A 23,911-nucleotide genomic window follows, 5' to 3' on the forward strand; every position below is an offset into this window, starting at 1 on the left:
CCCGCCATGGAATTGTGGTTCCATACTCGGTGTGCGGCTTTGACAGTGTAGTAGTCGGCGGATCAAGAGAGTATCCGGGGAGAGGAAAGACGATATGGGACCAGCTGTGAAACCGGCCGCGCGTATGATGATGCGTACGCTTCTCGTTTGTAGCGGCTGTGTTGCGGCGGGCGTCGCCTTCGGGGATGAGCTGCTGTCCAAGCGCTTCGGGCTCTATGGCAGTGCCGGCATTCTCGACATGCCGACCGCCGAGGTGGCCCCGGATGCGGATCTGAGCCTGTCGCATTCGCGTTTCGGGCCAACCCGCAGAACCACGCTGTCGTTTCAGATCACGCCGAAACTTTCCGGCAGTTTCCGATATGTCGGTACGGACAATCTGTCGGATAACTACGACGTCTACTGGGACCGGTCTTTCGACATCGCTTATCAGCTCTTTGATGAGGGCGATCTGCGGCCTGCGATTGCCGTGGGCCTGCGCGACTTCATCGGCACCGGGGTGTTGAGCAGTGAGTATGTCGTGGCGACGAAATCCTTCGGGGAGCGTTTGCGCGTCAGCGCCGGGCTCGGCTGGGGACGGCTGGGCAGTGAAAATACAATTGCCTCTTTCGGAACGCGGGATACGAGTTATCGCGACACCGGCGGTACATTGAACACCGGACAGTGGTTTCGTGGGGCGATGGGGGCTTTCGGCGGGCTGACTTATGAGCTCAATGACAAGCTCACACTTCTGGCGGAATATTCTTCGGATGCCTATGTGAAGGAAGTCGCGCGCGGGGTCGTTGATCACGCATCTCCGATCAATGTCGGTCTGTCCTATGCCATCCGCCCGAATATCTCGCTGACGGCCTCCTATCTCTATGGTGATATGGTCGGGTTTGCTGTGACCGGACATCTGAATCCGAAAGATCCGACTGTTGTCGGAGGCATGGAGACCGCACCTTTGCCGGTGAAGCAGCGCCCGTCCCGATCGGCCGATGCTCTGGGGTGGTCCGGGGCCTGGATCGAGGATGGCACCGATGCCCCTGGAATTCGCAAGGCGCTCGCCGCAGCGATGAAAAAGGAAGGCCTGCAGCTGGAAGCGATGTCGCTCACCGCAACGCGTGCCGAGATTCAGTTCCGCAATAATCGCTACCCGTCGCACGCGCAGGCGCTGGGCCGCCTGTCCAGATTGGCCTCGCGTGCCTTCCCGCCTTCGGTCGAAACATTCGTGATGACGGAAGTGGTCAAGGGCGTGCCGGTTCAGTCGAGTGTGATCCGTCGCTCCGCGCTGGAGCAGCTCGAATTCGCGCCGGCGGGAGACATGCTTGCCTCGACGCAATTTGCAGACCCGCGAGCGATCGTATCCGACCCGCTGGTTCCTGTGGATGAGGCCTATCCCCGGTTCAAATGGTCTCTGAGCCCTTATCTCGAGGCCACCCTGTTCGACCCGGACAGCCCGGTGCGCGCCGATGTGGGGTTGCGCGGGCGCTTTGCCTATGAGATCGCCCCCGGGTTTTCACTGACCAGTGCGACCTCTCTCAAAGTGACGGGGAATGTCGATGGCGCCGATATCACCGACGACAAGACCGAGAATGTCCTGCAAACGGTGCGTTCGGATGCGGCCGCCTATGCCAATCGGGTGCAGTTGGAAAACCTGGCGGCCAATTGGTATGCGCATCCAGCAGAAAATGTCTTTACCCGCGTGTCGGTCGGCTATCTCGAGCGCATGTTCGGTGGGGTTGCCGGGGAGGTGCTCTGGAAAAAGCCGAATACGGCCTTCGCCTTGGGGGCGGAACTCGCCTACGTGGCGCAACGGGAATATGACGACCCATTTGCGTTTCTGGATTACGAGGTCGTGACGGGGCATGTCTCCGGCTATTACGATTTCGGCAATGGCTTCCATGGTCAGCTCGATCTCGGCCGTTATCTTGCCGGTGACTGGGGCGGCACGCTGTCGCTCGATCGCGAATTCAACAATGGTTGGCGGGTCGGGGCCTATGCGACACTGACCGATGTACCTTTTGATGATTTTGGCGAAGGCTCCTTCGACAAGGGTATTCGGATTTCCCTGCCTGTGGATTGGTTCATCGGCACACCGTCGACCGAAGTGCGCGATCTCGATATCAAGTCTCTGGCACGAGATGGTGGGGCGCGGCTCAACCTCGAGGGTCGGCTCTATGATCAGGTGCGCAACGCGCAACAGGAGAAGCTCGAAGACCGTTGGGGACGGTTCTGGAGATGAGATCTACAATGCGCTCTTTTTTATCCACGCTCCTGGCAGCGTCCGTACTCATCTTGGCCGGCTGCGGCAATGACGCGACCGGCCAGCGCAGCAAGGCGACACTTCAGGAATTGAGTGGTTTGGCGAAGACGGTCGTTGGGAAAAAGGCGGCGCCGAGTGCGCCCGCCGATCCGAATGTTATGATCGCCAACACGCTGAAGACTTTTGAGGGGGAGCCCTTGATGTTCGCCTTGCGCGAAAAGACGGGCGCTTATGGGATCGCTTCAATCTATGGCCAAAATGGCCCTGTCACGACCTGGGCCACGCATGATCTCACCAGTTTCAGCTTGAAACAGGGCATGTTGGTGGCCACGCGCGGTTTCGGAAACGATCTGATGTCCGTCGAGGATGGCGGCGCGGTTCGGATGATCACCGCGCGGCGCGCGGGATCCGTGCAAAAGACCTACCGTTTCCTTGATGGGCAGGACCGAACCAATCGCCTGATCCTGAATTGTGAGATTGTGCCGGGTGAGCTGCAGCCGGTGCAGACCGGGGAGATCTCGACCTCTGCTCAGCTGGTTCGCGAAACCTGCCGCATGGGCACATTCAAGTTCACCAACACCTATTGGGTCGATGGTTCAAGCCGCGTGGTTCAGTCGGTTCAATGGGCCGGCAGTAAGAACGGTGTCCTTATCTTCCGCCGCCTCCGCTGGTAACGCTCGCTCATTCATCGAATAGAAGGCTTCCCGCAGGGGTGAGTTGCGGCTCTGTGGGCCCCGGCCTGTGTGAGTGCGAGCACTTTTGGGGTGCAAAACTTTGTTTCGCGAAAAAAAAACGACGGCCCAAAGGCCGCCGTTCGAAAGAATGTAACTCTTTCCGGAGCGATCAGCTGTCGTCCGAGGAGCTCACAGCAGCGGCGATGACCGCAGCGCCGAGGAGCAGGAGCAGAGCGTTGCTGCCCATGGAGCCAGCGGAAGAACCGGAATCTTCGACGACGACCGGAGCGGTGTCGATGATCGGCTCGGAATAGCCACCAGCGAAAGAGGCAGATGCGGTCGCGATAGCAAGCGCAGAAGCAAGGATAACTTTTTTCATCGTAGGAATCTCCGTTACGAGCAATTGCACTCGACCATCACGGTCAAGTTCCATATCGATTATGCACAAAACGGTATTTTCAGAAAAGCCCTGAGTTTCGCCATGGGCAGGAAACTCGGAGAATCCGGTAGACCGTTGTTTTGAGGTGTCACTTTCAGGCTGCGTTTAAATATTTTGGCTGAAGGAGCAGTCAATTGCCACATAAAACATGACAATTTGGCACAGATTGTTCGAGGATTCGGAGGAGCGCTCGGGGGGAGCGAATGGTCAAGGGAATATTCTGGCTGATTGTGGCCTATGGGCTCAGTCAGTTTTATCGCGCATGTCTCGCCGTGTTTGCGCCGGTTCTGAAAATCGAGATCGGTCTGGGGACAGATCATGTGTCGGCCGCGCTCGGGATCTGGTTTCTGGTTTTTGCGGCAATGCAAATTCCCGTGGGCTGGCTTCTGGATCATCGCTCGCCGAAAGCAACGGCGGCCGGGCTTCTGGCATTGGGGGGCGGTCTCGGTGCGCTGACCTTTGCTCTGGCGCAGGGGCCTGGTGCGGTGAAATTATCCATGGCGCTGATCGGCATGGGGTGTTCCCCGGTGCTGATGGCCTCCCTCTACATTATCGCGCGCTCGGCGCCGGCAGATCGGTTTGGAACCTTCACCGGGCTGGTCCTTGGTCTCGGGTCCTTGGGAAATGTCGCCGCGGCAACGCCGCTTGCGCTGTCGCTGGAGGCGATCGGCTGGCGTTGGACCATGGTAGGCTTGGCCGGGCTATCGGCTCTGGTTGCGCTCGCGCTCTATCGTTTTGTCGAGGATCCGCCGCATATCGAACATGATGTTACGGCACCGCGGGCAGGCTTGGGAGAGTTGTTGCGCCTCAGGGCTCTCTATCCGATTCTGTTGATTGCGCTGGTGGCCTATGCCCCCGGAGCCGGGCTGCGGGGCAGTTGGATCGGCAGTTTTCTCTCCGACATGCTGGGGGCGGGAATGGACCGCGTTGGCGGCGGGGCGCTTTGGATGGCTCTGGCGATGATCGCGGGCAGTCTCGCTTTCGGGCCGATTGACCGGTTGATCCGAAGTCACAAGGCGATCGTGTCCGCGGCGGCGTTTCTGACGCTGCTGCCGCTGCTGTTGCTCTGGGCCGGATATGGTGCGCAGTCTTTCCCCGCGGCCGTCGGGCTTTTCGTCGTGATCGGCTTTTTTGCCTCGAGCTATCCGCAGGTGATGAGCCATGGCCGCAGCCTGATCCCGCCGGAGCTGGTCGGGCGCGGTGTGACCCTGATCAACCTGTTCTCCATCGGCGGCGTGGGCCTGTCGCAACTGGTGACGGCACGGCTTTTCGCGCATGCCTCAGAAACCTCTCTGACCGCCGGCTATGCGGCGGTCTTCGGCTATTTTTCGCTGACATTGTTGCTCTGCCTCGTCATTTATCTCATTTTTGCGCGGGATCCGAAGCCGGGTGAGGGATGAGTGGCGCCGTGCCTGCTTGTCCGATCCGAGACGTTGGCATAGGAACAACGGGTTGGGGACCGTAGCGAAAGACAGGCAGATGATCACCTATCTCAAGGGTTTCTCGAAGAAGAAGGACAGTTTCATGTCCTCCGTGGCGCAGGCCGATGGCGGCGGGCGGGCTCTTTGGACCATCCCTTTGTCACTGCGTGACTTTCCGGAAACCGAGGCGCGGGTCGCCGCGGCGTTGAAAGTGGCGAAACGTCAACCGAAAGGTGCGGCGGGACGTCGGCTCAAGCGGCTGTTGATTCGGTTGCAGTACAATGGGTCCCGACGCTATTTCGCGCGTCATTCCGGGACGCTTGCCCTGTGTTGGAACGGGATGACCGGCTCGCGACGGGTCTTCATGGAGGGGGCGCGCGATGCCGGCGTCTCGAAGCTTCATGCCGAGCTGGCGCCTTTCCCCGGGCGGATGCAGCTCGATCATACGGGGGTCAATGCGCGCGGCTCCCTGCCGCGTGACCCGAGATTCTACCTGTCCTGGGCCGAAGGGCGGCCGGAACGTCTCGGCGAAGGCTGGCGTGCTCTTGGCGCCAACCTGACCGCACGGGCGTCGCGGCGTTCGGATGTCGGGCAGGTCTCCGGGGAAGATCTCGCCGGTGAAAAGTTCCTATTCGTGCCGTTGCAAGTGCCGAATGACAGCCAGATCACCATGTTCTCCGGCTGGGTCGGGTCGGTCGAGAATATGCTTGCCGTTCTGGCAGAGGTCTCCAAATCCCTGCCCGATGGCTGGCATATCCGGATCAAGGAACATCCCTCGGCGAAAACCTCTCTGGCCGAACCTCTGGCGCAGGCCGTCGCCACCTCGAAAGGACGGCTGATCGTCGACAACCTGACCGACACGTTCGAACAGGTCCGCGCCAGCCGCGGCGTGATCACCATCAATTCCTCGGTCGGGTTGCAGGCCTTCTTCTACGACAAGCCGGTGATTACCTTGGGAGAGGCCTTTTTCGTTCTGCCCGGTCTGGTCTGTTCGGCAGCTGGGATCGGTGATCTCGCCCAGCTTATGGAAGAGGCGGAATCACTGTCTTTCGATGCCTCGCTGCGCGCTGCATTCATGAGCTATCTTGATGAGGTGCATTTCCCACGCGTATCGGTGGACCCAGATAGCGCGGTGAGGATCGATGAAAATGCCGCAAAGATGCGTATTCAGGCCGCCCGTGCGGGTCTGGGACACTAATCCCTCTTTTCTCCCAAGCCCCTTTCTTGTAAGGCTCCGCGCCAGTCATTGAGACTAAAAGGAGTGCCAAATGGGCTATAAAGTCGTCGTCGTGGGCGCCACGGGCAATGTGGGCCGCGAAATGCTGAACATCCTCGCCGAGCGCGAGTTCCCTGTCGATGAGATCGCTGCGCTGGCATCGCGCAAGTCTCTCGGCACCGAAGTGAGCTTTGGCGACAAGACCCTGACCACCCAGGATCTCGACGCGTTCGATTTTGCGGGCTGGGACATGGCGCTCTTCGCGGTCGGCTCCGAGGCAACCAAGACATATGCACCGAAGGCGGCCGCTGCCGGTTGTGTCGTGATCGACAACTCGTCTCTGTACCGCTACGACCCGGAGATTCCGCTGATCGTGCCGGAGGTGAACCCGGACGCGATTGAGATGTATTCCAACAAGAATATCATCGCCAACCCGAACTGCTCCACCGCACAGATGGTCGTTGCGCTCAAGCCGCTGCATGACCGTGCCAAGATCAAACGCGTGGTGGTCTCCACCTACCAGTCCGTCTCCGGCGCCGGCAAGGAAGGTATCGACGAGCTTTGGGACCAGACCAAGGGCATGTATGTCCCGGGTCAGGAAGTCGCGCCGTCGAAATTCACCAAGCAGATCGCTTTCAACGTGATCCCGCATATCGACGTGTTCATGGACAGCGGAGACACCAAGGAAGAGTGGAAAATGGTCGCCGAGACCAAGAAGATCGTCGATCCCGCGATCAAGGTCACCGCGACCTGCGTGCGTGTGCCGGTCTTCGTCGGTCACTCCGAAGCGGTCAACATCGAGTTCGAAGACTTCCTCGACGAGGACGAAGCTCGCGAAATCCTGCGCACCGCGCCGGGCATTCTCGTGGTCGATAAGCGCGAAGACGGTGGCTATGTCACGCCGGTGGAAAGCGTCGGTGATTTCGCCACGTTCATCTCGCGCATTCGTCAGGACGTGACCATCGAGAACGGTCTGAACCTGTGGTGTGTCTCCGACAACCTGCGCAAAGGCGCGGCGCTCAATGCGGTGCAGATCGCCGAGCTCCTGGGGCGCCGGGTGCTCAAGAAGGGCTGAACGCCTTTTCTTGACGCTAGGTCAAGGTAACTAAACTCTTAACAAAAGGGCACTTGATTGTGCCCTTTTTTGTTGTCCCGATTCGTCTGCTCATGGTCATTTTGAGGCCATCTTGCCGATTTCATGCCGCATTCTCAGTTTGAAACGCGTGATATGGCCAAATTTAAGGATCAAAAATCACCCGTCTTTATGAGGTCAAATCTATGAAATTAATGGAAAAATTCAGGTTCTTGCCTGGGTTTCTCTACATTAACTTTAAACTTTATTCATCCGCGCGGCGAAACTATGGCGCTGCTATGCTCAATTCGCTGAGACAACAGAGCCATGCAAAGGGGTGGGGTGATGTTTCGTGTGAAAATCAATATTCGTGCGCTCTCGCATGACGTGAAGCTGCAAGAAGCGGAATTGGATGCTCGCCGGTTGGGAGACTGGGCGGATGAGTTGGCAAAGCCGCATCCGACGCTGACCAAGGAAGACCTGTGCCAGACTTTCAAGGACAAGCTCCGGGATGGCTGCAACAGGAATAACAAGACCGTCGCCTGATCGCTCGTGACCTTCGGCGGGGTTCCGCCGCGACGCTGCCCTTGGCGGGCGAATTCTCGCAATAGCGCTTGCGCCCGGGTCTGATGCAAGGGACCTTTCCTCCAGATGTTCAGGAGGAAAACATGTTCCCGACTTTTGTTTCCAAATCTTTTTTCTTTGCCTGCAGCGCGCTTGTCGCTGTTCCGGCCTTTGCAGAGCGGTTCGAGGCGCAGAGCCTCGTGACCGCGGCGACGCTTTACCCGAGCGGGGCGATGATTACCCGCGAGGCCAGCGTGACCCTGCCTGCCGGGGCGCATGAGATCGCCTTTGCCGATATTCCGATGGTCTATGGTGCCGAGGCCCTGCGCGCGACGTTGCAGACCCGTGTCGAGGGCGCCGCGCTTGGGCCGCTCTCCTATGCGGTCGAGAAGCCCTCCGATGCGCAGCTCTACCGGTCCGAGGCAGAGCTCGCGGCCAAGGCGCGTCTCGATGCGCTCGAGGCGGAGTTGAGGGACCGGGAGAGCAGTGTCGCGGCGATCCGGCTCGAGGCGCTGGCGGCCGGCGATACGCTCGCCTATCTCGGGCGGCTGGCGGATGCGGAGGGGGCGGATGCCGCGGCAAAGGCGGCGACAGCGCAGATGATCCGGGAACAATCCCTCGCCGCACGTTTGGCCAAACAAGATGCAGAACGCCGCGCGGAGGTGGCCGAAGAGGCGTTGGACAGTCTTCAGGAGGACATCCGTCAGGCGCAGATCGCGCTCGATCGTCTGGTGCCGTCGCGGGAGGACCGGCTCGCCGTCACCCTGCCGGTGACGCTGACACAGCCGGGAGAGGTGCATGTCACCTTTACCTATATGGCGGCTCAGGCCCAGTGGGTGCCGCTCTACACCGCCCGGCTCGACACGCAGTCCGAAATGCTTGAACTGACCCGCTCGGTGTTGGCGATTCAGAACACGGGGGAGCCGTGGTTCGATGTGGCGCTGAGCTTTGCCACCGACGATCCGAACCGCAACCCCGAGCCGCAGGAGGTCTACGAGCACGTCCGCCGGATCTACGAGCCGCGCCCGGTGGAGCCGTTGATGCGAACCATGGCGAGCGAAAAGGCGGCGGGGTATGCCGAGCCGGTGTTCGAGACTGCGCCGGTGGTCCTCGAAGACGCCGCCACGATGCAGATTGCCGGGCTGAGCCAGACCTATGTCGCGCCGAACCCTGTTCGGCTCTATTCCGATGAGGCGGGCAGCGTGTTCGAGCTGTCTTCCGTGACGCTTGCGCCCGAGATCGCCGTGCGCGCCGTGCCGCTCTATGAGGAGCGCGGCTATCTGATGGCCTCTTTCACCAATGACGCGGGCGAGATGCTGGTGCCGGGCAGGGTGCAGCTGATCCGGGATGGCGTGAGCCTTGGAGAGACGGCGCTTGCCACGGTGGTGAATGGTGACGAAGCCGAGCTGGCCTTTGGTGAGGTTCAGGGCATTCAGGTGACGCGCACACTTCTGAGCCGCAACGAGGGCGATCGGGGGGTGATTTCCAAATCCAACGAGACCGGGGATGAATGGCGCATCGAACTCAGCAACCTGACGGAAAAGAGCTGGCCGATCGAGGTGGTAGATCGTGTCTCCGTCTCCGAGCAGGACGATCTCAAGGTCGATTGGAGCGCCGATCCGATGCCGGATGTCGAGGGGCTCGACGACAAACGCGGGGTTCTGGCCTGGCATTTCGACCTGGCATCGGGCGCCAGCCGGGAGATCCGCCTGAGCGAGAACCTGCGCTGGCCCGAGGGGCAGGAGTTGCGCTGAGCCGGTGACGCAAGGGAACCCTCTCAGCCTTCCCTTAGGGAAGGTTGCGAGGGTGATTCGCGTGATTGTTAGCGCTAAAATTTTGGTGCCATAAAGCCGCCTCAAAGCTGCCGCAGCCGGGTCAGACGGGCGCCACGGATCTCAAGGCAAATTAACCATGCTATCCGCGATGAAATGAATTTTAACTTTTGAAAACACCCTCTTAACGAAGCTTTAGGTTATTGAGATCTAAAGATTATTGTTTTTCTTCGAAGTAGAAACCTCGGAGATATATCAAATTGTTTCCATGCTTAGATTCCGCTCTCTGACCCCCTGTGCTCCCATGCTCTCAAGGGTTCCGGGGGCACGGAACGAAAGGATGAGAACATGATCAAGCTGGTACAATCCGCAGGCGACATGAAAGCCGCCAAAGCGGCGATCCTTTTCAATGGTGACATGGAAGCCACCTTGGCTTCCGTGCGCCCGGCAAACCACAACCTGACCCATGAGGCGCGCGGCTCCAATGTCGTCCTTCTGGGCGGGCACTCATCCAACCCGGACTTCCGCCCCGATCTCGGCGCCCGTCTTGCACTGGCGGCCTGAAGGCCCGGACCCATCAGACATCAAGAGGATAAAATCATGACCGACTATATCGCCAAAGCCCGCCAAGGCCGCACCATCGCACTGAGCCAGAGCCAGAGCGGTTCCGTGATGTTCTTTCCGGAAGAGTTCGAGGATGTCGCTGCCCAGGACCGTCGGTCCAGCCGCCGCACCATCAACGAGATGAGCAAGCCGATGTTCGTGCGCTCCTCTTCCGTGCGCGCCGGAACGATGGCCCGTGCGATGATCGATGCGCCGAATGTCGAAGAGGCTGCGAACACCCCGCTCATTCTGACCGCAGAAGATGCGATCGAAAACGTGATGCGTCTGGCCGCCTGAGGCTCAGACCTGGACGAAGCTCTTGGTCTCGGGATCGTATTGGTGAAGGTCGCCTTCACCGATATCCGTCCACAGCCCATGCAGCGTCAGATCGCCCTTTTCGACGGCATCTTGGACAAAGGGGAAGCTCATCAGGTTCTCGAGCGAAATCAGGATGGATTCTTTTTCCAGCGCGCGTTTGCGCTCCGCTTCGGGAATTTCGAGGACCCGCTCGTAGCCGGGGCGAAGGATGTCCATCCAGCGACCGACAAACGAGGATTTCTCTTCGAGTTCCGGCGCCTGGCCTGAACACATGTCGTAGCAGCCCTGGACCCCGCCGCAGTTGGAATGACCGAGCACCACGATATGCGCGACCTTCAGGGCGGTGACAGCGTATTCCACCGCCGCAGAGGTGCCGTGGTGGTCGCCATCATCGGTAAAGGGCGGAACGAGATTGGCGATGTTGCGGTGAATGAAAAATTCACCCTGATCGGCCCCAAAGATGGATGTCACGTGGACACGCGAATCACAGCAGGAGATAATGAAGGCACGGGGGCGTTGCCCCTCCTCTGCGAGGCGCTTGTACCAGGACCGGTTCTCGGAAAACGTGGTGGCTTTCCAGCCCTGGTAGCGTTGAACCATATAGGTGGGGAGGGGGCGTGCGTATTTCATGCTGCGGAACTCTCTTGGGGACTTCGACGGCTTGTCACGGGGAATGTAATGAGAGTTTTTCGGGAATTCGAGAGAAAAACCGACATCGATTAAACCTTTTCTTGAGGCTCATCTGTCAAAGATCAGTCATCGCGCGTGGGGGCGCATAGAACTTTGGGGTATGAAAATGGTGGTGGCTAAATTACGGCCGGAGGGCAAGGTCCAGGTTGACCGTGAACGATTGGACCAACTCTATGAGCAACTGGGAACCTCCAGTGCCGATGGGGTTGTGTCGCGTGCCATGGAAGAACTGGCGGTGCGTCTCGGCAAGGTCGAGAGCTGCTTTCGCAAGGGGAACCTGGACGAAATGCAGCGGGCGGCGCGCTCGATGGTCGCGATTTCCGATCAGATCGGCATGGTGACCTTTGCCCGTGTGGCGGGCGATGTGTCGGCTTTGGCGCTGTCCGAAGATTCGGCGGCGCTGGCGGCCTGTGTCGAGCGGCTGATGCGGATCGGGGAGAATTCCCTCCTGGCGATCTGGGATCTGCAGGGCGCCTCGCTCTGATCTTGTTCTGGAACGGGGGCGTCCGGAATGGGCGAACCCCATGCCAATGTGAGTGGTAGATTGCACGTGTTCTCGGGATTGACCTGTCTCAGGTTCGGTCCCGAACACGTGCTTTCTGTTTCTGCCCACGGAAGGTGCAAAAGCGGCGGATCGAAGCACGATCCGAGCGCCTCGCGCCGCTGCGAAGACCCTGTGCGTGTTTTCATGCGATGGGTGATTCAATCTTGGCGGAAAAGCCTCTAGTCTTGGCCGAACCCTCAAGGTTGACCCGTCAAGAAAGGCCCGTCCATGCCCCTTCGTTTTGCCGCGCCCGGCACGCCCTCTTTGCCACTTCATCTGATTGCTTCCGATGATCTGGAAACGGCTTTTTCACGTCTTGATGCAGGGCAGCTCGCCTGGGCCAGGGCGCAGGGGTTCAAGGCCGCAGCCGGGACGGTCTGTGTCTTGCCGGGAGCCAATGGGATCGCGGGCGTTCTGGCCGGGCTCGGCTCTGCAAAGGAACGTCGGCGCGAGCGTTTCACGCTCGGAGGCATACGCGGAAAACTTCCCGCCGGCACGTATCATCTGGACACCGAGCTGACCGGTGAGGCACTGGAGGAACAGGTTCTCGGTTGGCTGCTTTCCGGGTATATTTTTGATAAATATGCCAAAAAATCCGCGCCCGAGGCGATGCTCTTGGCCCCGGACGGGGTCGATGCCGCCCGGTTCGAGGCGATCGCGGCGGGCGAGGTGCTGACCCGTGATCTGATCAACACACCGGCCAATGACATGGGGCCTGCGGAGCTGGAAGCGGCGGTGCGGGAGCTCGCCGCGGCGCATCGCGCTGAGGTCTCCGTTGTCACCGGCGAGGCGCTTTTGGATGAGAATTTCCCGATGATCCATGCCGTGGGGCGGGCTTCACCGCGGGCGCCCCGTCTCATGGATCTGCGCTGGGGCCATGCCGGCCCGACCCTGACGCTCGTGGGCAAGGGGGTCTGTTTCGACACGGGGGGGCTGAACCTGAAGCCCGGTGCGTCGATGGGGCTGATGAAAAAGGACATGGGCGGCGCGGCCACGGTTCTGGGGCTGGCGAAAATGATCATGGCTCTGGATCTGCCGCTGCAGCTTCGGGTGCTGATCCCGGCGGTGGAGAATGCCGTGGGCGGGTCTGCTTTCCGGCCGCAGGATATTCTCACCTCGCGCAAGGGGCTGACGGTCGAGATCAACAACACCGATGCCGAGGGGCGGCTGGTGCTGGCCGATGCCCTGGCGCTGGCCGACGAGACCCCCGCCGATCTGCTGATTTCCATGGCGACGCTGACGGGCGCGGCACGGGTGGCCGTCGGGCCGGATCTGGCGCCTTATTTTGCCACGGAACCATCCGATGCGGCGTCCCTTGCGGCTGCGGGCACGAAGGTTGCCGATCCGGTTTGGCAATTGCCCTATTGGGAGCCCTACGAGGCAATGATCGAGCCGGGGATCGCCGATCTTGATAACGCGCCCTCGGGCGGCATGGCCGGTGCGATCACGGCGGCGCTGTTCCTGCGCCGCTTTGTCACCGCGACTCCGCGCTATATGCATTTCGACATTTATGGCTGGAACCCTTCCGCCAAACCGGCGCGTCCGAAAGGTGGGGCCGGCCAGGGGGCGCGGGCGATTCTCGAAGCCTTGCCCACGCTTTTGAAGCTTTAAGAGGTTAACATGGATCAGTCGAAAGGCCGCCGCCTGACACCCGCCAATGCTCGGGTTGCTCTCGCGGGCTATTCCTCGGACGGGCAAAAAGAAGTCACGCCGAGCCGCTATCGCGTGTCGCTGCCGGTGAGCGATCTGCGTCGTGCGCCCGGTGGGGCACGGGATCGGCAGCTCTTGTGGGGCGAGGCCTTCGATGTGCTGGAGATCCACGACGGCTGGGCCTTTGGCATCGCCGCCCGCGATGGCTATGTCGGCTATATCGAGGAGGCCGATCTCGACCCCGATCATGAGGTGACCCACCTGATTTCGGCCCGGGCCACGCATCTCTATCCGCGTGACGATTTCAAGACCGAGGCCGTCACCAGCCTGTCTTTCGGGTCGCAGGTCCGGGTGGTCGACGAGCGCAAGAAGTTCATGGAGATCGAAGGCGGGCTGTTCGTACCGAAAGCCCATATCAGGCCTGTCGACCGGCCTTTCTCCGATCCGGTGACCATCGCCCAGCTGTTTTTCGGCACGCCCTATCTCTGGGGCGGCAATTCCGCCTTTGGCATCGACTGCTCGGGTCTGGCGCAGGCCGGCCTTCTGGCCTGTGGTGTCGCCTGCCCCGGGGACAGCGACATGCAGATGGGGCTGGGGGCGCCGGTCACGGGCGCCTATCAGCGCGGCGATCTTTTGTTCTGGAAGGGCCATGTGGCGCTCTGCGTCGACCCGGAGGTCATGATCCACGCCAATGCCCACCATATGGCGGTGGCCTATGAGCCGATTGAGCGGGCGATTTCGCGGATCGAGGCGCAGGGCGACGGCGGGCTTCTGGCGGCGCGGCGGCTCTGATCCTGAGATCTCGGAATTCAGTCGACGGGGCGGATCAGTTTGCGATCGAAAATCCGTAATACGGTTTTCAGGTCTGCCCCGCGTTTGAGGATCTGGCCATCCATGCCGATCACCGCGTACATGCCTTGCTTGCCGCGCAGTTTCGGGCGTTTCTCGATCCGGTAGAGCGGGTGCTCCGCCGTGCGTCGGAAGACGGAGAAAACCGCAAGATCCCTGAGAAAGGACAGCCCGTAGTCGCGCCATTCACCGGCCGCGACCATGCGACCGTAAAGCCCCATAATGGCGCCAAGTTCATGGCGGTCGAAAACGACCTTGTCCGGTTGTGACGGGGAGGTCTGCGAATTGCCTGGAAAGGGCGTCGGCGTTTGTACGGTCATATCCCGAGAGTGGGGGTAAATCCGCCCCAAATCAAGATATCTCCGTTTTATCTGGGCGATGCCGGTATGGCCGCCTTATTTGCGGCGCAAAGATGTCCGGTTTTTTTCTTTTTTGCTTCGTCATTTGGCCGGGTTCTCAAGGCAAAACGGATGCTAGAGCGAGAACGCTTTGCCCCGGTGTCGCGGTTTAACAGCCCCCACCCAGTTCGCGGCGCCGGGGATCTCGCTCTGAAATAACTGCAAAAGCCGAGACAGCTGACTGCCTGTCTCGGCTTTTCCTTTGTTTCACGAATGTCAGTGGCGCCGTGGTGGACCTCAGCCACACCAGACGCGGGCAATGCGCCCGTCTTCGCCGATGTCGATATTGGTGCGGTCCGGGCGAAAGTCTTCAGTCATCATCATACCGGGGAGAAGCACCCGCACAGGGTCAGGGATATCGACGGTTTCAAGCGCTTCCTGCAGCTCTCCAACAAGCGGGCTGACCAGATCGAGGGCGCAGCTTTGTTCCGCGGGCGCGGGCTGCACCGGATCGGTGGTCTCGGCGGTGACAGTTTCGTCCTGACAGGCCATCAATGTCAGAAGGGGGAGGATCATAAGGCGTTTCATCAGGTCTGGACTCCATAGCGAGCGAGGAACATCTCGACGGCGCTGTCGATGATTTTCTGTTTCCGGGTGTCGTCAAAACCGGGGGCGGCCTGAAAGACACGGGCCGGGATCAGCCGCACCTTGCAGAGCTCGGCGAATTGTTCCGCGGCCAGATCGATGTCGTCGATCCGCAAGTCGCCACGGGCGACACAGGCGGCGAGATAATGCGACAGGCGGGTTTTCACCAGACCGGGGCCACTGTCGTAGAATCTATGGCCGATCTCGGGGAATCTTGCGCTTTCGGCCACGGCAATGCGAAACACCGCGATGCCGAAATCGGAGAGCAGAAAATCGAGGATCTGGCGGCCCGCCGATTTCAGCAGGATTTCCGGTGGCTGGCTTTCGTCCATTTGCTCGGTGAAAGCATCGGCCTGGCGCGTGGTCTCGACCGCGGCGATCTCCAGAAACAGGATGCGTTTGTCCGGGAAATAGCTGTAGAGCGTCGCCTTGGACACATTGGCCTCGCGGGCGATGTCGTCGACCGAGGCGCCTTCGAACCCGTCTCTGAGAAAGACGGTGCGTGCGCCGGCAAGGACCTGATCGTATTTGCGGCCTTTTTTGATGCCGGGATGTGACTGCGCCATGGGACCTCCGTGGGGCCTCGGTGTCATTTGAACTTACTCACTTCATCCGCCGGGGCCAATGGCAGAAAAAAGGCAGGTCGCGAGGACCTGCCCAGTGCTCGACAGGGATGTCGATCGAGGTCGCACGACAAAGCGACCGAAAAATAAACTAAACTGAACAGTTCATATTCGCAAGCCTTTCTGAGAATTGCCCTTGCCTGCGGCAGAATTGTCGGTTGAAGTCAAAGCATAGGCGGCTTAACTTAGAACCATTCTAAACCAGAGGTCCGACATGATCCCCAGTTTCGCCAACCGCAAACGGTTTTCCGACCTGTCAGAGCAGGAAATTCTCGCGCTTGCCATCTCGAATGAAGAGGACGACGCGCGGATCTATCGGCAATATGCGGAACGTCTGCGCGGCGACTACCCGGACAGCGCCAAGGTTTTCGATGGTATGGCCGTCGAAGAGGACGGGCATCGCGAAGCTCTGATCAATCTGCATAAACAACGGTTCGGCGATGTCATTCCGCTGATCCGCCGCGAACATGTCTCTGGCTATTTCTCGCGCACGCCGGTGTGGCTGGTGGAAAACCTTGGGCTCGAGCGTATCCGCGACGAGGCCCGGGCGATGGAACAGGGCGCGGAAGCCTTTTACCGCAAGGCTGCCGAGCGGACGCAGGATGCCGACACCCGGGCGCTTCTGGGCCGTCTGGCCGCCGAAGAGGCGGGCCATGACATGCGGGCGGAGGAGCTGACCGCCGAGTATCTCGACGAGGACAGCCGGACCGAAGAGGAAAAGACTGCGCATCGGCAATTCGTGCTGACCTGGGTGCAGCCGGGGCTCGCCGGGCTGATGGACGGCTCGGTGTCCACTCTGGCGCCGATCTTCGCCACCGCCTTTGCCACACAGAACACCCACACGACCTTCCTCGTCGGTCTTGCGGCGTCGGTCGGCGCCGGGATCTCCATGGGCTTTACCGAAGCCGCTCATGACGACGGGGTGATCTCCGGTCGCGGCTCTCCCGTGAAGCGCGGCTTTGCCTCCGGGATCATGACCATGGTCGGTGGCCTGGGACATGCGCTGCCCTATCTCATTCCGGACTTCTGGACCGCAACCTTTATCGCCTTTGCCGTGGTGTTCATCGAACTTTGGGCGATTGCCTGGATTCAGAACAAATACATGGAAACGCCGTTCCTCCGCGCGGCATTTCAGGTTGTGCTCGGCGGCGTGCTGGTGTTCGCTGCCGGGGCGCTCATCGGCGGTGGCTGAGGGCGTTTCGAAACGCGCAGAACGAACTTCAGGACCTCCTCGTGACCAAGATTTATGTCGATGCCGATGCCTGCCCGGTGAAAGCTGAGGTGGAAAAGGTTGCCACGCGGCACAAGATCCCATGTCTACTGGTCTGCAACGGCGGGCTGCGCCCTTCTGAAAATCCGTATGTCGAGCTGGTCTTCGTGCCCGACGGGCCGGATGTCGCCGACATGTGGATCGCCGAGCGGGCCGGCAAGGGCGATGTGGTGGTGACGGCGGATATCCCGCTGGCCGCCAAGACGGTCGAGGCCGGTGCGCGCACGCTCAAACATGATGGCGAGGCCTTCACCCTCTCGAATATCGGCAATGCGCTGGCGACCCGCGATCTGATGTATGATCTGCGCGCCGCCGATCCGTTTCGCCAAGGTGGTGGCAAGCCGTTTTCCAAATCCGATCGCTCGCGCTTTCTCGATGCGCTGGAACGCGCCGTTCAGGGCGCAAAAAGGGATGCGACATGACAATCGAAGCGGTAATTTTCGACATCGGCAATGTGCTGATCGAATGGCAGCCTGAGCGGCATTACGATGCGGTGATCGGCGAGGCACGCCGTCGGGCGATGTTCGAGGCTGTGGATTTGCACGCGATGAACGATCTGGTGGATCAGGGCCATGATTTCCGTGCGACCATCGAGGCGGCGGCGGATCAATACCCGGAGTTCCGGGACGACATTCGCATGTGGTATTTCGACTGGATCAGGATGGCGACGCCCGCGATCCCCGGTTCGGTGACGCTGTTGCGGGCTTTGCGGGCCAAGCGCGTGCCGGTTTTCGCGCTCACCAATTTCGGCATCCAGAGTTTCGAGTTTGCCGAGACGCAATACCCGTTCCTGATGGAGTTCGACCGGCGTTATGTCTCCGGCCGCATGGGCTGTGTGAAGCCGCATTCGCTGATCTATGAAATGGTCGAGGCCGATTGCAAGATCGCGCCGGAGAAGCTTCTGTTCACCGACGATCGGCAGGACAACATCGACATGGCCGCCAGCAGGGGCTGGCAGACACATCTGTTCGAGGGGCCCGAAGGCTGGGCTGAGCGTCTTGTGTCGGAAGGCCTGCTCAGCGGGGCTGAGATCTCAGGCTAAGGCGCGTTCAGCGCGTTTGCCCAGAGGGATCTCTTTCACCGGCAGGTGCACGATGGCCGAAAACGCCCCGATGCCGACGCCGACCCACCAGACCATGGTGTAATCGCCGTAGAGATCATAGAGCCGCCCGCCGAGCCAGACGCCGAGGAAGGCTCCGAGCTGGTGCGAGAAGAACACGATGCCGTACAGCGTGCCCATGTAGCGCAGCCCGTAGATATGGGCGACGAGGCCCGAGGTCAGCGGCACGGTGGCAAGCCAGAGCGCGCCCATGACCACGGAGAAGACCAGCACCGAAGTCGGCGTGATCGGCAGGGCGATGAAAATCGCCGCCGCCAGCGTGCGCCCGACATAGATGCCCGAGAGCAGGTATTTTTTTGAGAACCGATTGCCGAGATAGCCGGCCATCAAAGTGCCGCCGATATTGGCTAGGCCAATGAGCGAGATCGAGATCGCGCCCAGGGCCGAGGTCGAGGACACGCCGAGAGAGGCCAAGGTGCCCGAGGGATCGATCGAGCCGCACATCTCGGTCACCAGTGCCGGGAAATGCGCGGTGATGAAGGCGAGCTGATAGCCGCAGGAGAAGAAGCCGAGGAAGATCAGCGTGTAGCTCGGATCGCGGAAGGCCTTGCCGAGAATGGCGCCGAGGCTCTCTTCCAGCTCGGCCTTGCTGGCGCTCTCCGGGCTGCGCATCATCGGCAGGACGGCCAGCGTGGCCAACACTGCGGCGGCGAAGAGCAGAAAGACATTCTGCCAGGACATCATCCCCAGAAGCCATTCTGCCAGCGGTGCGCCAAACACCTGCCCGGCGGAGCCGGCGGCGGTGGCAATCGCCAGCGACATGGAGCGGTTTTCATCCGAAGAAGCCCGGCCAACGACCGCGAGAATGACGCCGAACCCGGTGCCGGCGATGCCGAAACCGACCAGGGTTTCGTAAAGCTGGTGCGCTGTGGGCGAGACGGCGAGGGACGACAGAACCAGACCTGCAGCATAGATCAGCGCGCCCAGGATGATCGCCTTGCGATCGCCGATCCGTTCGGCCAGCGCGCCAAAGATCGGCTGGCCGATGCCCCAGAACAGGTTCTGAATGGCAATCGCCAGAGAAAACTCGGCGCGGGGCCAGTTGAATTCCGTGGCAATCGGGATCTGAAACACGCCGAAAGAGGCGCGGATCGCGAAGCTGACGATGATGACGATGCAGCCGGCCAGAAGCACTGGGGTGATGAGCGGGGTGCGTGTTTGGGACATCTGCGGTCTCCTTTGGCGCAGATCATCGCCAATTTGCCCATCAGGTCAATCGAATGATCGAGATGGTGCACATCACCTTTCCTTATGCGCACTTTTCATATCCGCTGCGGCGCAGTAAGGACGAGACATGAAAACGCTGATGGATATCTACGCGGCCCAGGTGGCCGAGGGCAGCCTGCGCGCCGATCCGGCGCAAGAGGCCGTGTTGCCGCTTTTGGACCGGGTGCGCACCGATCTGGCCAATCAACCTTCCGGCAAGAGAGGGTTGTTTTCCCTCATTGGCGGGCTGAAACGCCCCGAGGCGGTGCGTGGTCTTTACCTCTGGGGCGGGGTCGGGCGCGGCAAATCCATGCTGATGGATCTGTTCTACGATCACGCGCCGGTACCGGCCCGCCGGGTACATTTCCATGCTTTCATGCAGGAGGTGCAGGACGGCATCAATACCGCGCGCCAGGCAGGGACGGCCGATGCCATCGCGCCGGTGGTGGAGAAGATCGCCCGCGACATCAGGTTGTTGTGTTTCGATGAGATGCAGATCACCGACATCGCCGATGCGATGATCGTCGGGCGGCTGTTCGAGGGGCTGTTTGCCAAGGGGGTGACCGTGGTCACCACCTCGAACCGGGTGCCGGACGATCTCTACAAGGACGGGCTCAATCGCCAGCTCTTCCTGCCCTTCATCGAGATTATCAAACAGCGACTCGAGGTGCATCACCTGCATTCGCCGGTCGACTATCGTCAGGGCCGGCTGACCGGCACACCGGTTTATTTCCATCCGGTGACGGGCGATGTGCGGGCGACGATCAATGACATCTGGTCCGATCTTACGGGCAATGCCGGTGAGAGCCTGACGCTCAAGGTCAAGGGCCGCGACGTGGTGCTGCGGAAGTTCCACAATGGCATTGCGCGTGCGACCTTCTGGGATCTTTGCGGTCAGATGTTCGGCCCCGGCGATTATCTGGTGATCGCCGATGCGGTGAAGCTTCTGATCCTCGAGGACATCCCGCGCCTGACGCGCAACAATTTCAACGAGGCGAAACGTTTCGTCACCCTGATCGATGCGCTCTACGAGGCCAAGGTGCGGCTGGTCTGCACCGCTGTCGACGAACCGGAGCGGCTCTATATCGAGGGGGCAGGTGCGTTCGAATTCGAACGCACCGCCTCGCGCCTTCGGGAAATGCAGGATGCGACATGGGGTGAGGAGCGCTCGGAAATCGGTCCGGGGGACTGATTTCGGCAGCGAACGGGCGGAGCCCCGGACACCCTGAGAATAAGGCCTGAACCCTATCCTTCTGTCAGGATCTCGCGCACGCGCGGCGCGACCTCTTCGCCGTAGAGCCTGATCGTGTCCATGATGCCCTCATGGCTCACCGGGCCGGCGGAATATTTCAGATCGAAGCGATCGAGACCCAGCACCGACACGGTGGCGGCGATCTTCTGCGCCACGGTTTCCGGTGAGCCGACGAAAAGCGCGCCATTCTCGACCTCGTGCTCGAAGGCCTCACGCGACAGCGGCGGCCAGCCACGGCTGCGGCCGATGCGCTGATGCATGATCCGGTAGCCTTCGAAATAACGGTCGCGCGCCTCGGCGTCGGTGCTTGCGATATGGCCCGGAGAATGCGCGCCCAGGGGCAGCATCGGTGCGCCCATTTTCGAGCGCACATCGCGATAGAGATCGGCAAAGGGTTTGAACCGGGCGGGGCTGCCGCCGATGATCGCCAGTGCCATGGAAATATCGTTCGTCGCTGCGCGCACCACCGATTCGGGCGTGCCGCCGACGCCGATCCAAACCGGGATGGGGCTTTCCGGGCGCGGATAAACCACCTGATTTTTCAACGGCGTGCGGTGACGGCCCGACCAGCTGACCTTGTCCTCGGTGGTCAGGCGTTTGAACAGGTCGAATTTCTCCTCGAACAGCATTTCGTAATCCGAGAGATCGAAACCGAAGAGCGGGAAGCTTTCGGTGAAAGACCCGCGCCCGAGGGTGATCTCGGCGCGTCCCTTTGAGATCGCCTGCAGCGTCGAGAACCGTTGAAATACCCGGATCGGATCGTCGGAGGACAGCACCGTGACGGCCGAGGTGAGCTTGATACGGGAGGTCTGCGCCGCAATGGCCGCGAGCACCGGTTCGATGGCGGAGACGGCGAAATCCGGACGGTGATGTTCGCCGAGGCCAAAGACATCGAGCCCGACCTGATCGGCTAGAACGCCCTCTGCGACGACATTGCGGATGACCTGACCCTGCGGCAGGTCATTGCCATTCTCGTCCCAGGTGACATCGCCAAAAGTATCTACGCCGAATTCCAAAGCCATCTCTGTGCGCTCCTCGTAAGTGAGCCTCACAGATACGCAAGCCGGTGCCGTTTACAAACCCGCACCGGCGCACAGAGACTGTTGTGCAAAGCGCGGCTCAACCGTTCAGCTGAAGCACATGGCCCGCGAGATAGAGTGAGCCGCAGATCAGGATCCGGGCCTCGGGGGCATTGGCGACAATGCTGCGCACGGCGGTCAGAACGGAATCCGCCTCGATCGCATTGAACCCTTCGGCGCGGGCGAACTCAGCGGTTTCCTCGGCCGAAAGTGTCGCTTGCGAGTCCGGGATCGACACGGCGATGAGCTCTTGGCAGTGGCGCGCCAGCGGGCGCAGGTAGCCGCCGACATCCTTGGTGCCGAGCATGCCGCAGACCATATAGGTCGGGCGCTGGGGCAGGCGATCCAGAGCTTCGGCCAGTGCCTCGCCCGCCGCCGGGTTATGCCCGCCGTCGAGCCAAAGCTCCGCCTCGGGCGCGGCTTCGATCAGCGGCCCGGTCTTGAGCCGCTGCATCCGTGCGGGCCAATAGGCATCGGTGAGCGCCGCCTCGAAAGATACATCGTCATAGCCGAGATGACGCAGGGCGGCGATGGCGGCGCCGGCGTTGAGGATTTGGTGATGTCCAATGAGCCGTGGCAGCGGCAGGTCCCGCAATCCGCGCTCGTCCTGATAGATCAGCCGGCCATTTTCTTCCCAGACGTGCCATTCCTGACCATAGCGCAGCAAGGGCGCGCCGAGCCGGGCCGCGGTGGCCTCGATCACGTCGAGCGCCTCATCCGGTTGCGGACCGACGATACAGGGGACACCGCGCTTGATGATCCCGGCTTTCTCGCGGGCAATCTCGGTCAGCGTTTCGCCGAGGAATTGCGTGTGATCGATGGAAATGGGGGTGATGATCGTGAGTTCCGGCGTCTCGATCACATTGGTGGCGTCCAGCCGGCCACCGAGCCCCACTTCCAACAGCGTGTAATCCGCCTTCGTGCGCGCCATGGCCAGAAGCCCGGCGACCGTGGTGATCTCGAAATAGGTGATCGGTTCGCCACCGTTGGCGCGTTCGCATTCCTCGAGCACCTGCATCAGGGCGTCTTCGGAAATCAGTTCGCCGGCGAGGCGGATACGCTCGTGAAACCGTGCCAGATGCGGCGAGGTATAGGCGTGGACCTTTTTGCCGGCGGCCTCGAGCCCGGCGCGGATCATTGCCTGGGTCGAGCCCTTGCCATTGGTGCCGGCGATATGGATCACCGGCGGCAAGCTGCGCTCGGGGTGATCCAACGCGTCCAGCAGGCGCCAGACGCGATCCAGCACCAGGTCGATGATCTTCGGGTGCAGGGCCATCAACCGGTCAAGGATGATGTCCGAATTCTGGCTGTTCACTTATCGGCTTCCTCGGCACTGTTGGCTTCGGCGTTTTCAGCCTCCGGGGCGGCCTTTTCGGGCGCGGGGGCGGGAAGATCGCCGGCCACGGCCGGAGAAAGATTGCCCAGCATGCGCAGAATGGTGACCAACTCGTCTTTCATCTTCATGCGATGGGTGACGCGGTCGAGCATGCCGTGATCCAGAAGATATTCGGCGCGCTGGAAGCCCTCGGGGAGTTTCTCACGAATCGTTTGTTCGATCACCCGCGGCCCGGCAAAGCAGATGAGCGCGTTGGGCTCGGCGATCTGAACGTCGCCCAGCATGGCATAGGAGGCGGTGACCCCGCCGGTGGTCGGATGGGTCAGGACGACGATATAGGGAAGATTCGCCTCTTTCAGCATCTCGATTGCCACGGTGGTGCGCGGCATCTGCATCAGCGAGAGAATGCCCTCCTGCATGCGGGCGCCACCGGCGGCGGAGAACATCACGAAGGGGCGTTTCAACGCGATGGCGCGCTCGACAGCGGCGATGAAGGCGTTGCCGACATACATGCCCATGGAGCCCGCCATGAAGGAAAAATCCTGTGCCGCGGCGACGACCGGGGTGCGGCCGATTTCGCCCTCGGCGACCAGCATTGCCTCTTTCTCGCCCGTGGCTTTCTGAGCGGCGCGCATGCGGTCGGGATATTTTTTCTGGTCGCGGAACTTGAGCGGGTCCTCGATCGGGTCCGGCACCGCGATTTCCGAGAAGATCCCGCCGTCGAACAGCGCCGTGAACCGGTCGCGCGGCGTGATATGCATGTGATGGTCGCATGTGGTGCAGACATTGAGATTGTCCGCCAGCTCCCGGTGGAACAGCATGGTGCCGCATTCCGGGCATTTGGTCCAAAGGTTGTCCGGAGTGTCGCGTTTCGAGAACAGCGAATTGATCTTCGGACGGACGTAGTTGGAGATCCAGTTCATGCGCGGGCCTTTGAACGTTACGTGACTTGGGTCGGTTCTTGAGGGTTCAGATAATCCCCCGGGCC

Annotated in this window: 25 protein-coding genes; 16 read left to right on the forward strand and 9 right to left on the reverse strand. The window is 60.9% G+C overall.

The annotated features are described in order from the left end of the window. Positions 1-94: 94 nt before the first annotated feature. Complete coding sequence (locus tag BM151_RS19015; RefSeq protein ID WP_090062600.1) at positions 95-2,221, forward strand: YjbH domain-containing protein; 2,127 nt, start codon at positions 95-97, stop codon at positions 2,219-2,221. Positions 2,222-2,229: 8 nt separating this feature from the next. Next, on the forward strand, positions 2,230-2,916 hold the full coding sequence (locus BM151_RS19020) for a YjbF family lipoprotein (protein ID WP_177213229.1): 687 nt from the start codon (positions 2,230-2,232) through the stop codon (positions 2,914-2,916). Between the two features lie 169 nt (positions 2,917-3,085). On the opposite strand, the gene BM151_RS19025 is transcribed toward BM151_RS19020, so the two are convergent. Then, complete coding sequence (locus tag BM151_RS19025) at positions 3,086-3,295, reverse strand: hypothetical protein (protein ID WP_090062605.1); 210 nt, start codon at positions 3,293-3,295, stop codon at positions 3,086-3,088. A 263-nt stretch (positions 3,296-3,558) separates the two neighbouring features. Between BM151_RS19025 and BM151_RS19030 the strand changes: the two genes are divergently transcribed. The 7 genes from BM151_RS19030 to BM151_RS19060 all read left to right on the forward strand — a co-directional run bounded on the left by BM151_RS19030 (position 3,559) and on the right by BM151_RS19060 (position 10,300). Then, positions 3,559-4,755: an MFS transporter gene (locus BM151_RS19030; RefSeq protein WP_090062607.1), complete on the forward strand. Its 1,197-nt coding sequence runs from the start codon at positions 3,559-3,561 to the stop codon at positions 4,753-4,755. Between the two features lie 79 nt (positions 4,756-4,834). After that, positions 4,835-5,974: a capsular polysaccharide export protein, LipB/KpsS family gene (locus BM151_RS19035; RefSeq protein ID WP_090062610.1), complete on the forward strand. Its 1,140-nt coding sequence runs from the start codon at positions 4,835-4,837 to the stop codon at positions 5,972-5,974. 70 nt (positions 5,975-6,044) lie between these two features. Continuing rightward, positions 6,045-7,067 carry an aspartate-semialdehyde dehydrogenase gene (locus tag BM151_RS19040; RefSeq protein ID WP_090062613.1) on the forward strand — a complete coding sequence of 341 codons (1,023 nt, stop codon included), beginning with the start codon at positions 6,045-6,047 and terminating at the stop codon, positions 7,065-7,067. Between the two features lie 342 nt (positions 7,068-7,409). Further along, positions 7,410-7,610, forward strand: a complete 201-nt coding sequence (locus BM151_RS19045) for a hypothetical protein (RefSeq protein ID WP_143093131.1) — start codon at positions 7,410-7,412, stop codon at positions 7,608-7,610. A gap of 122 nt (positions 7,611-7,732) precedes the next feature. Continuing rightward, positions 7,733-9,382, forward strand: coding sequence for a mucoidy inhibitor MuiA family protein (locus BM151_RS19050; RefSeq protein WP_177213230.1), 1,650 nt, complete (start codon positions 7,733-7,735; stop codon positions 9,380-9,382). Positions 9,383-9,748: 366 nt separating this feature from the next. Next, a complete protein-coding gene (locus tag BM151_RS19055) occupies positions 9,749-9,964 on the forward strand; it encodes a hypothetical protein (RefSeq protein WP_090062622.1) in 216 nt (71 codons plus the stop codon). 36 nt (positions 9,965-10,000) lie between these two features. Further along, a complete protein-coding gene (locus BM151_RS19060) occupies positions 10,001-10,300 on the forward strand; it encodes a hypothetical protein (protein ID WP_090062625.1) in 300 nt (99 codons plus the stop codon). Between the two features lie 3 nt (positions 10,301-10,303). Here the strand turns inward: BM151_RS19060 and BM151_RS19065 are convergent, their stop codons facing one another. Then, a complete protein-coding gene (locus BM151_RS19065) occupies positions 10,304-10,951 on the reverse strand; it encodes a carbonic anhydrase (protein WP_090062627.1) in 648 nt (215 codons plus the stop codon). 166 nt (positions 10,952-11,117) lie between these two features. Between BM151_RS19065 and BM151_RS19070 the strand changes: the two genes are divergently transcribed. The 3 genes from BM151_RS19070 to BM151_RS19080 all read left to right on the forward strand — a co-directional run bounded on the left by BM151_RS19070 (position 11,118) and on the right by BM151_RS19080 (position 13,997). Continuing rightward, complete coding sequence (locus tag BM151_RS19070) at positions 11,118-11,495, forward strand: hypothetical protein (RefSeq protein ID WP_245781266.1); 378 nt, start codon at positions 11,118-11,120, stop codon at positions 11,493-11,495. Between the two features lie 288 nt (positions 11,496-11,783). Further along, positions 11,784-13,166: a leucyl aminopeptidase family protein gene (locus BM151_RS19075; protein WP_090062631.1), complete on the forward strand. Its 1,383-nt coding sequence runs from the start codon at positions 11,784-11,786 to the stop codon at positions 13,164-13,166. 9 nt (positions 13,167-13,175) lie between these two features. Continuing rightward, on the forward strand, positions 13,176-13,997 hold the full coding sequence (locus BM151_RS19080; RefSeq protein ID WP_090062633.1) for a C40 family peptidase: 822 nt from the start codon (positions 13,176-13,178) through the stop codon (positions 13,995-13,997). A 17-nt stretch (positions 13,998-14,014) separates the two neighbouring features. Here BM151_RS19080 and BM151_RS19085 read toward each other — a convergent pair whose 3' ends face one another. The 3 genes from BM151_RS19085 to BM151_RS19095 all read right to left on the reverse strand — a co-directional run bounded on the left by BM151_RS19085 (position 14,015) and on the right by BM151_RS19095 (position 15,603). Further along, positions 14,015-14,374 carry a DUF2794 domain-containing protein gene (locus BM151_RS19085; protein WP_090062636.1) on the reverse strand — a complete coding sequence of 120 codons (360 nt, stop codon included), beginning with the start codon at positions 14,372-14,374 and terminating at the stop codon, positions 14,015-14,017. Between the two features lie 315 nt (positions 14,375-14,689). After that, entirely contained in the window at positions 14,690-14,980 is a 291-nt protein-coding gene (locus BM151_RS19090; RefSeq protein ID WP_245781267.1) for an I78 family peptidase inhibitor, read from the reverse strand. Then, complete coding sequence (locus BM151_RS19095; protein ID WP_090062639.1) at positions 14,980-15,603, reverse strand: TetR/AcrR family transcriptional regulator; 624 nt, start codon at positions 15,601-15,603, stop codon at positions 14,980-14,982. Before BM151_RS19095 ends, BM151_RS19090 begins: the two co-directional genes overlap by 1 nt. A 271-nt stretch (positions 15,604-15,874) precedes the next feature. On the opposite strand from BM151_RS19095, the gene mbfA reads away from it, so the two are divergent. Genes mbfA through BM151_RS19110 form a run of 3 tightly spaced genes read left to right on the forward strand, consistent with a single transcriptional unit; the run spans position 15,875 to position 17,972 of the window. After that, positions 15,875-16,852 (forward strand): iron exporter MbfA, encoded by a 978-nt coding sequence (gene mbfA / locus BM151_RS19100; protein ID WP_090062643.1) that lies wholly within the window; start codon positions 15,875-15,877, stop codon positions 16,850-16,852. Positions 16,853-16,893: 41 nt separating this feature from the next. Then, on the forward strand, positions 16,894-17,352 hold the full coding sequence (locus tag BM151_RS19105) for a YaiI/YqxD family protein (protein ID WP_090062646.1): 459 nt from the start codon (positions 16,894-16,896) through the stop codon (positions 17,350-17,352). Further along, on the forward strand, positions 17,349-17,972 hold the full coding sequence (locus tag BM151_RS19110; RefSeq protein ID WP_090062648.1) for an HAD family hydrolase: 624 nt from the start codon (positions 17,349-17,351) through the stop codon (positions 17,970-17,972). The genes BM151_RS19105 and BM151_RS19110 overlap by 4 nt, the downstream gene beginning before the upstream one ends. On the opposite strand, the gene BM151_RS19115 is transcribed toward BM151_RS19110, so the two are convergent. After that, entirely contained in the window at positions 17,964-19,217 is a 1,254-nt protein-coding gene (locus BM151_RS19115) for an MFS transporter (RefSeq protein WP_090062651.1), read from the reverse strand. The two genes, BM151_RS19110 and BM151_RS19115, sit on opposite strands and share 9 nt — an antisense overlap. Positions 19,218-19,344: 127 nt before the next feature. On the opposite strand from BM151_RS19115, the gene zapE reads away from it, so the two are divergent. After that, positions 19,345-20,448 (forward strand): cell division protein ZapE, encoded by a 1,104-nt coding sequence (gene zapE / locus BM151_RS19120; protein ID WP_090062654.1) that lies wholly within the window; start codon positions 19,345-19,347, stop codon positions 20,446-20,448. A gap of 53 nt (positions 20,449-20,501) precedes the next feature. Here the strand turns inward: zapE and BM151_RS19125 are convergent, their stop codons facing one another. The 3 genes from BM151_RS19125 to accD form a co-directional block, all read right to left on the reverse strand. Further along, entirely contained in the window at positions 20,502-21,530 is a 1,029-nt protein-coding gene (locus BM151_RS19125; protein WP_090062657.1) for an LLM class flavin-dependent oxidoreductase, read from the reverse strand. Positions 21,531-21,627: 97 nt separating this feature from the next. Continuing rightward, complete coding sequence (locus BM151_RS19130; RefSeq protein ID WP_090062912.1) at positions 21,628-22,863, reverse strand: bifunctional folylpolyglutamate synthase/dihydrofolate synthase; 1,236 nt, start codon at positions 22,861-22,863, stop codon at positions 21,628-21,630. Between the two features lie 35 nt (positions 22,864-22,898). Continuing rightward, a complete protein-coding gene (accD, locus tag BM151_RS19135) occupies positions 22,899-23,846 on the reverse strand; it encodes an acetyl-CoA carboxylase, carboxyltransferase subunit beta (protein ID WP_090062659.1) in 948 nt (315 codons plus the stop codon). Between the last annotated feature and the right edge of the window lie 65 nt (positions 23,847-23,911).

It is taken from the genome of Celeribacter neptunius, assembly GCF_900113955.1.
Taxonomy (GTDB): Bacteria; Pseudomonadota; Alphaproteobacteria; order Rhodobacterales; family Rhodobacteraceae; genus Celeribacter; species Celeribacter neptunius.

Coding starts and splice junctions, on each gene's coding strand:
- BM151_RS19115 (WP_090062651.1), bottom strand. CDS start 19,217: ATGTCCCAAACACGCACCCCGCTCATCACCCCAGTGCTTCTGGCCGGC.
- BM151_RS19020 (WP_177213229.1), top strand. CDS start 2,230: ATGCGCTCTTTTTTATCCACGCTCCTGGCAGCGTCCGTACTCATCTTG.
- BM151_RS19055 (WP_090062622.1), top strand. CDS start 9,749: ATGATCAAGCTGGTACAATCCGCAGGCGACATGAAAGCCGCCAAAGCG.
- mbfA (WP_090062643.1), top strand. CDS start 15,875: ATGATCCCCAGTTTCGCCAACCGCAAACGGTTTTCCGACCTGTCAGAG.
- BM151_RS19065 (WP_090062627.1), bottom strand. CDS start 10,951: ATGAAATACGCACGCCCCCTCCCCACCTATATGGTTCAACGCTACCAG.
- BM151_RS19015 (WP_090062600.1), top strand. CDS start 95: ATGGGACCAGCTGTGAAACCGGCCGCGCGTATGATGATGCGTACGCTT.
- BM151_RS19090 (WP_245781267.1), bottom strand. CDS start 14,980: ATGAAACGCCTTATGATCCTCCCCCTTCTGACATTGATGGCCTGTCAG.
- BM151_RS19035 (WP_090062610.1), top strand. CDS start 4,835: ATGATCACCTATCTCAAGGGTTTCTCGAAGAAGAAGGACAGTTTCATG.
- BM151_RS19060 (WP_090062625.1), top strand. CDS start 10,001: ATGACCGACTATATCGCCAAAGCCCGCCAAGGCCGCACCATCGCACTG.
- BM151_RS19110 (WP_090062648.1), top strand. CDS start 17,349: ATGACAATCGAAGCGGTAATTTTCGACATCGGCAATGTGCTGATCGAA.
- BM151_RS19075 (WP_090062631.1), top strand. CDS start 11,784: ATGCCCCTTCGTTTTGCCGCGCCCGGCACGCCCTCTTTGCCACTTCAT.
- BM151_RS19040 (WP_090062613.1), top strand. CDS start 6,045: ATGGGCTATAAAGTCGTCGTCGTGGGCGCCACGGGCAATGTGGGCCGC.
- BM151_RS19025 (WP_090062605.1), bottom strand. CDS start 3,295: ATGAAAAAAGTTATCCTTGCTTCTGCGCTTGCTATCGCGACCGCATCT.
- accD (WP_090062659.1), bottom strand. CDS start 23,846: ATGAACTGGATCTCCAACTACGTCCGTCCGAAGATCAATTCGCTGTTC.
- BM151_RS19045 (WP_143093131.1), top strand. CDS start 7,410: ATGTTTCGTGTGAAAATCAATATTCGTGCGCTCTCGCATGACGTGAAG.
- BM151_RS19095 (WP_090062639.1), bottom strand. CDS start 15,603: ATGGCGCAGTCACATCCCGGCATCAAAAAAGGCCGCAAATACGATCAG.
- BM151_RS19080 (WP_090062633.1), top strand. CDS start 13,176: ATGGATCAGTCGAAAGGCCGCCGCCTGACACCCGCCAATGCTCGGGTT.
- BM151_RS19130 (WP_090062912.1), bottom strand. CDS start 22,863: ATGGCCCTGCACCCGAAGATCATCGACCTGGTGCTGGATCGCGTCTGG.
- BM151_RS19125 (WP_090062657.1), bottom strand. CDS start 21,530: ATGGCTTTGGAATTCGGCGTAGATACTTTTGGCGATGTCACCTGGGAC.
- BM151_RS19070 (WP_245781266.1), top strand. CDS start 11,118: ATGGTGGTGGCTAAATTACGGCCGGAGGGCAAGGTCCAGGTTGACCGT.
- BM151_RS19085 (WP_090062636.1), bottom strand. CDS start 14,374: ATGACCGTACAAACGCCGACGCCCTTTCCAGGCAATTCGCAGACCTCC.
- zapE (WP_090062654.1), top strand. CDS start 19,345: ATGAAAACGCTGATGGATATCTACGCGGCCCAGGTGGCCGAGGGCAGC.
- BM151_RS19050 (WP_177213230.1), top strand. CDS start 7,733: ATGTTCCCGACTTTTGTTTCCAAATCTTTTTTCTTTGCCTGCAGCGCG.
- BM151_RS19030 (WP_090062607.1), top strand. CDS start 3,559: ATGGTCAAGGGAATATTCTGGCTGATTGTGGCCTATGGGCTCAGTCAG.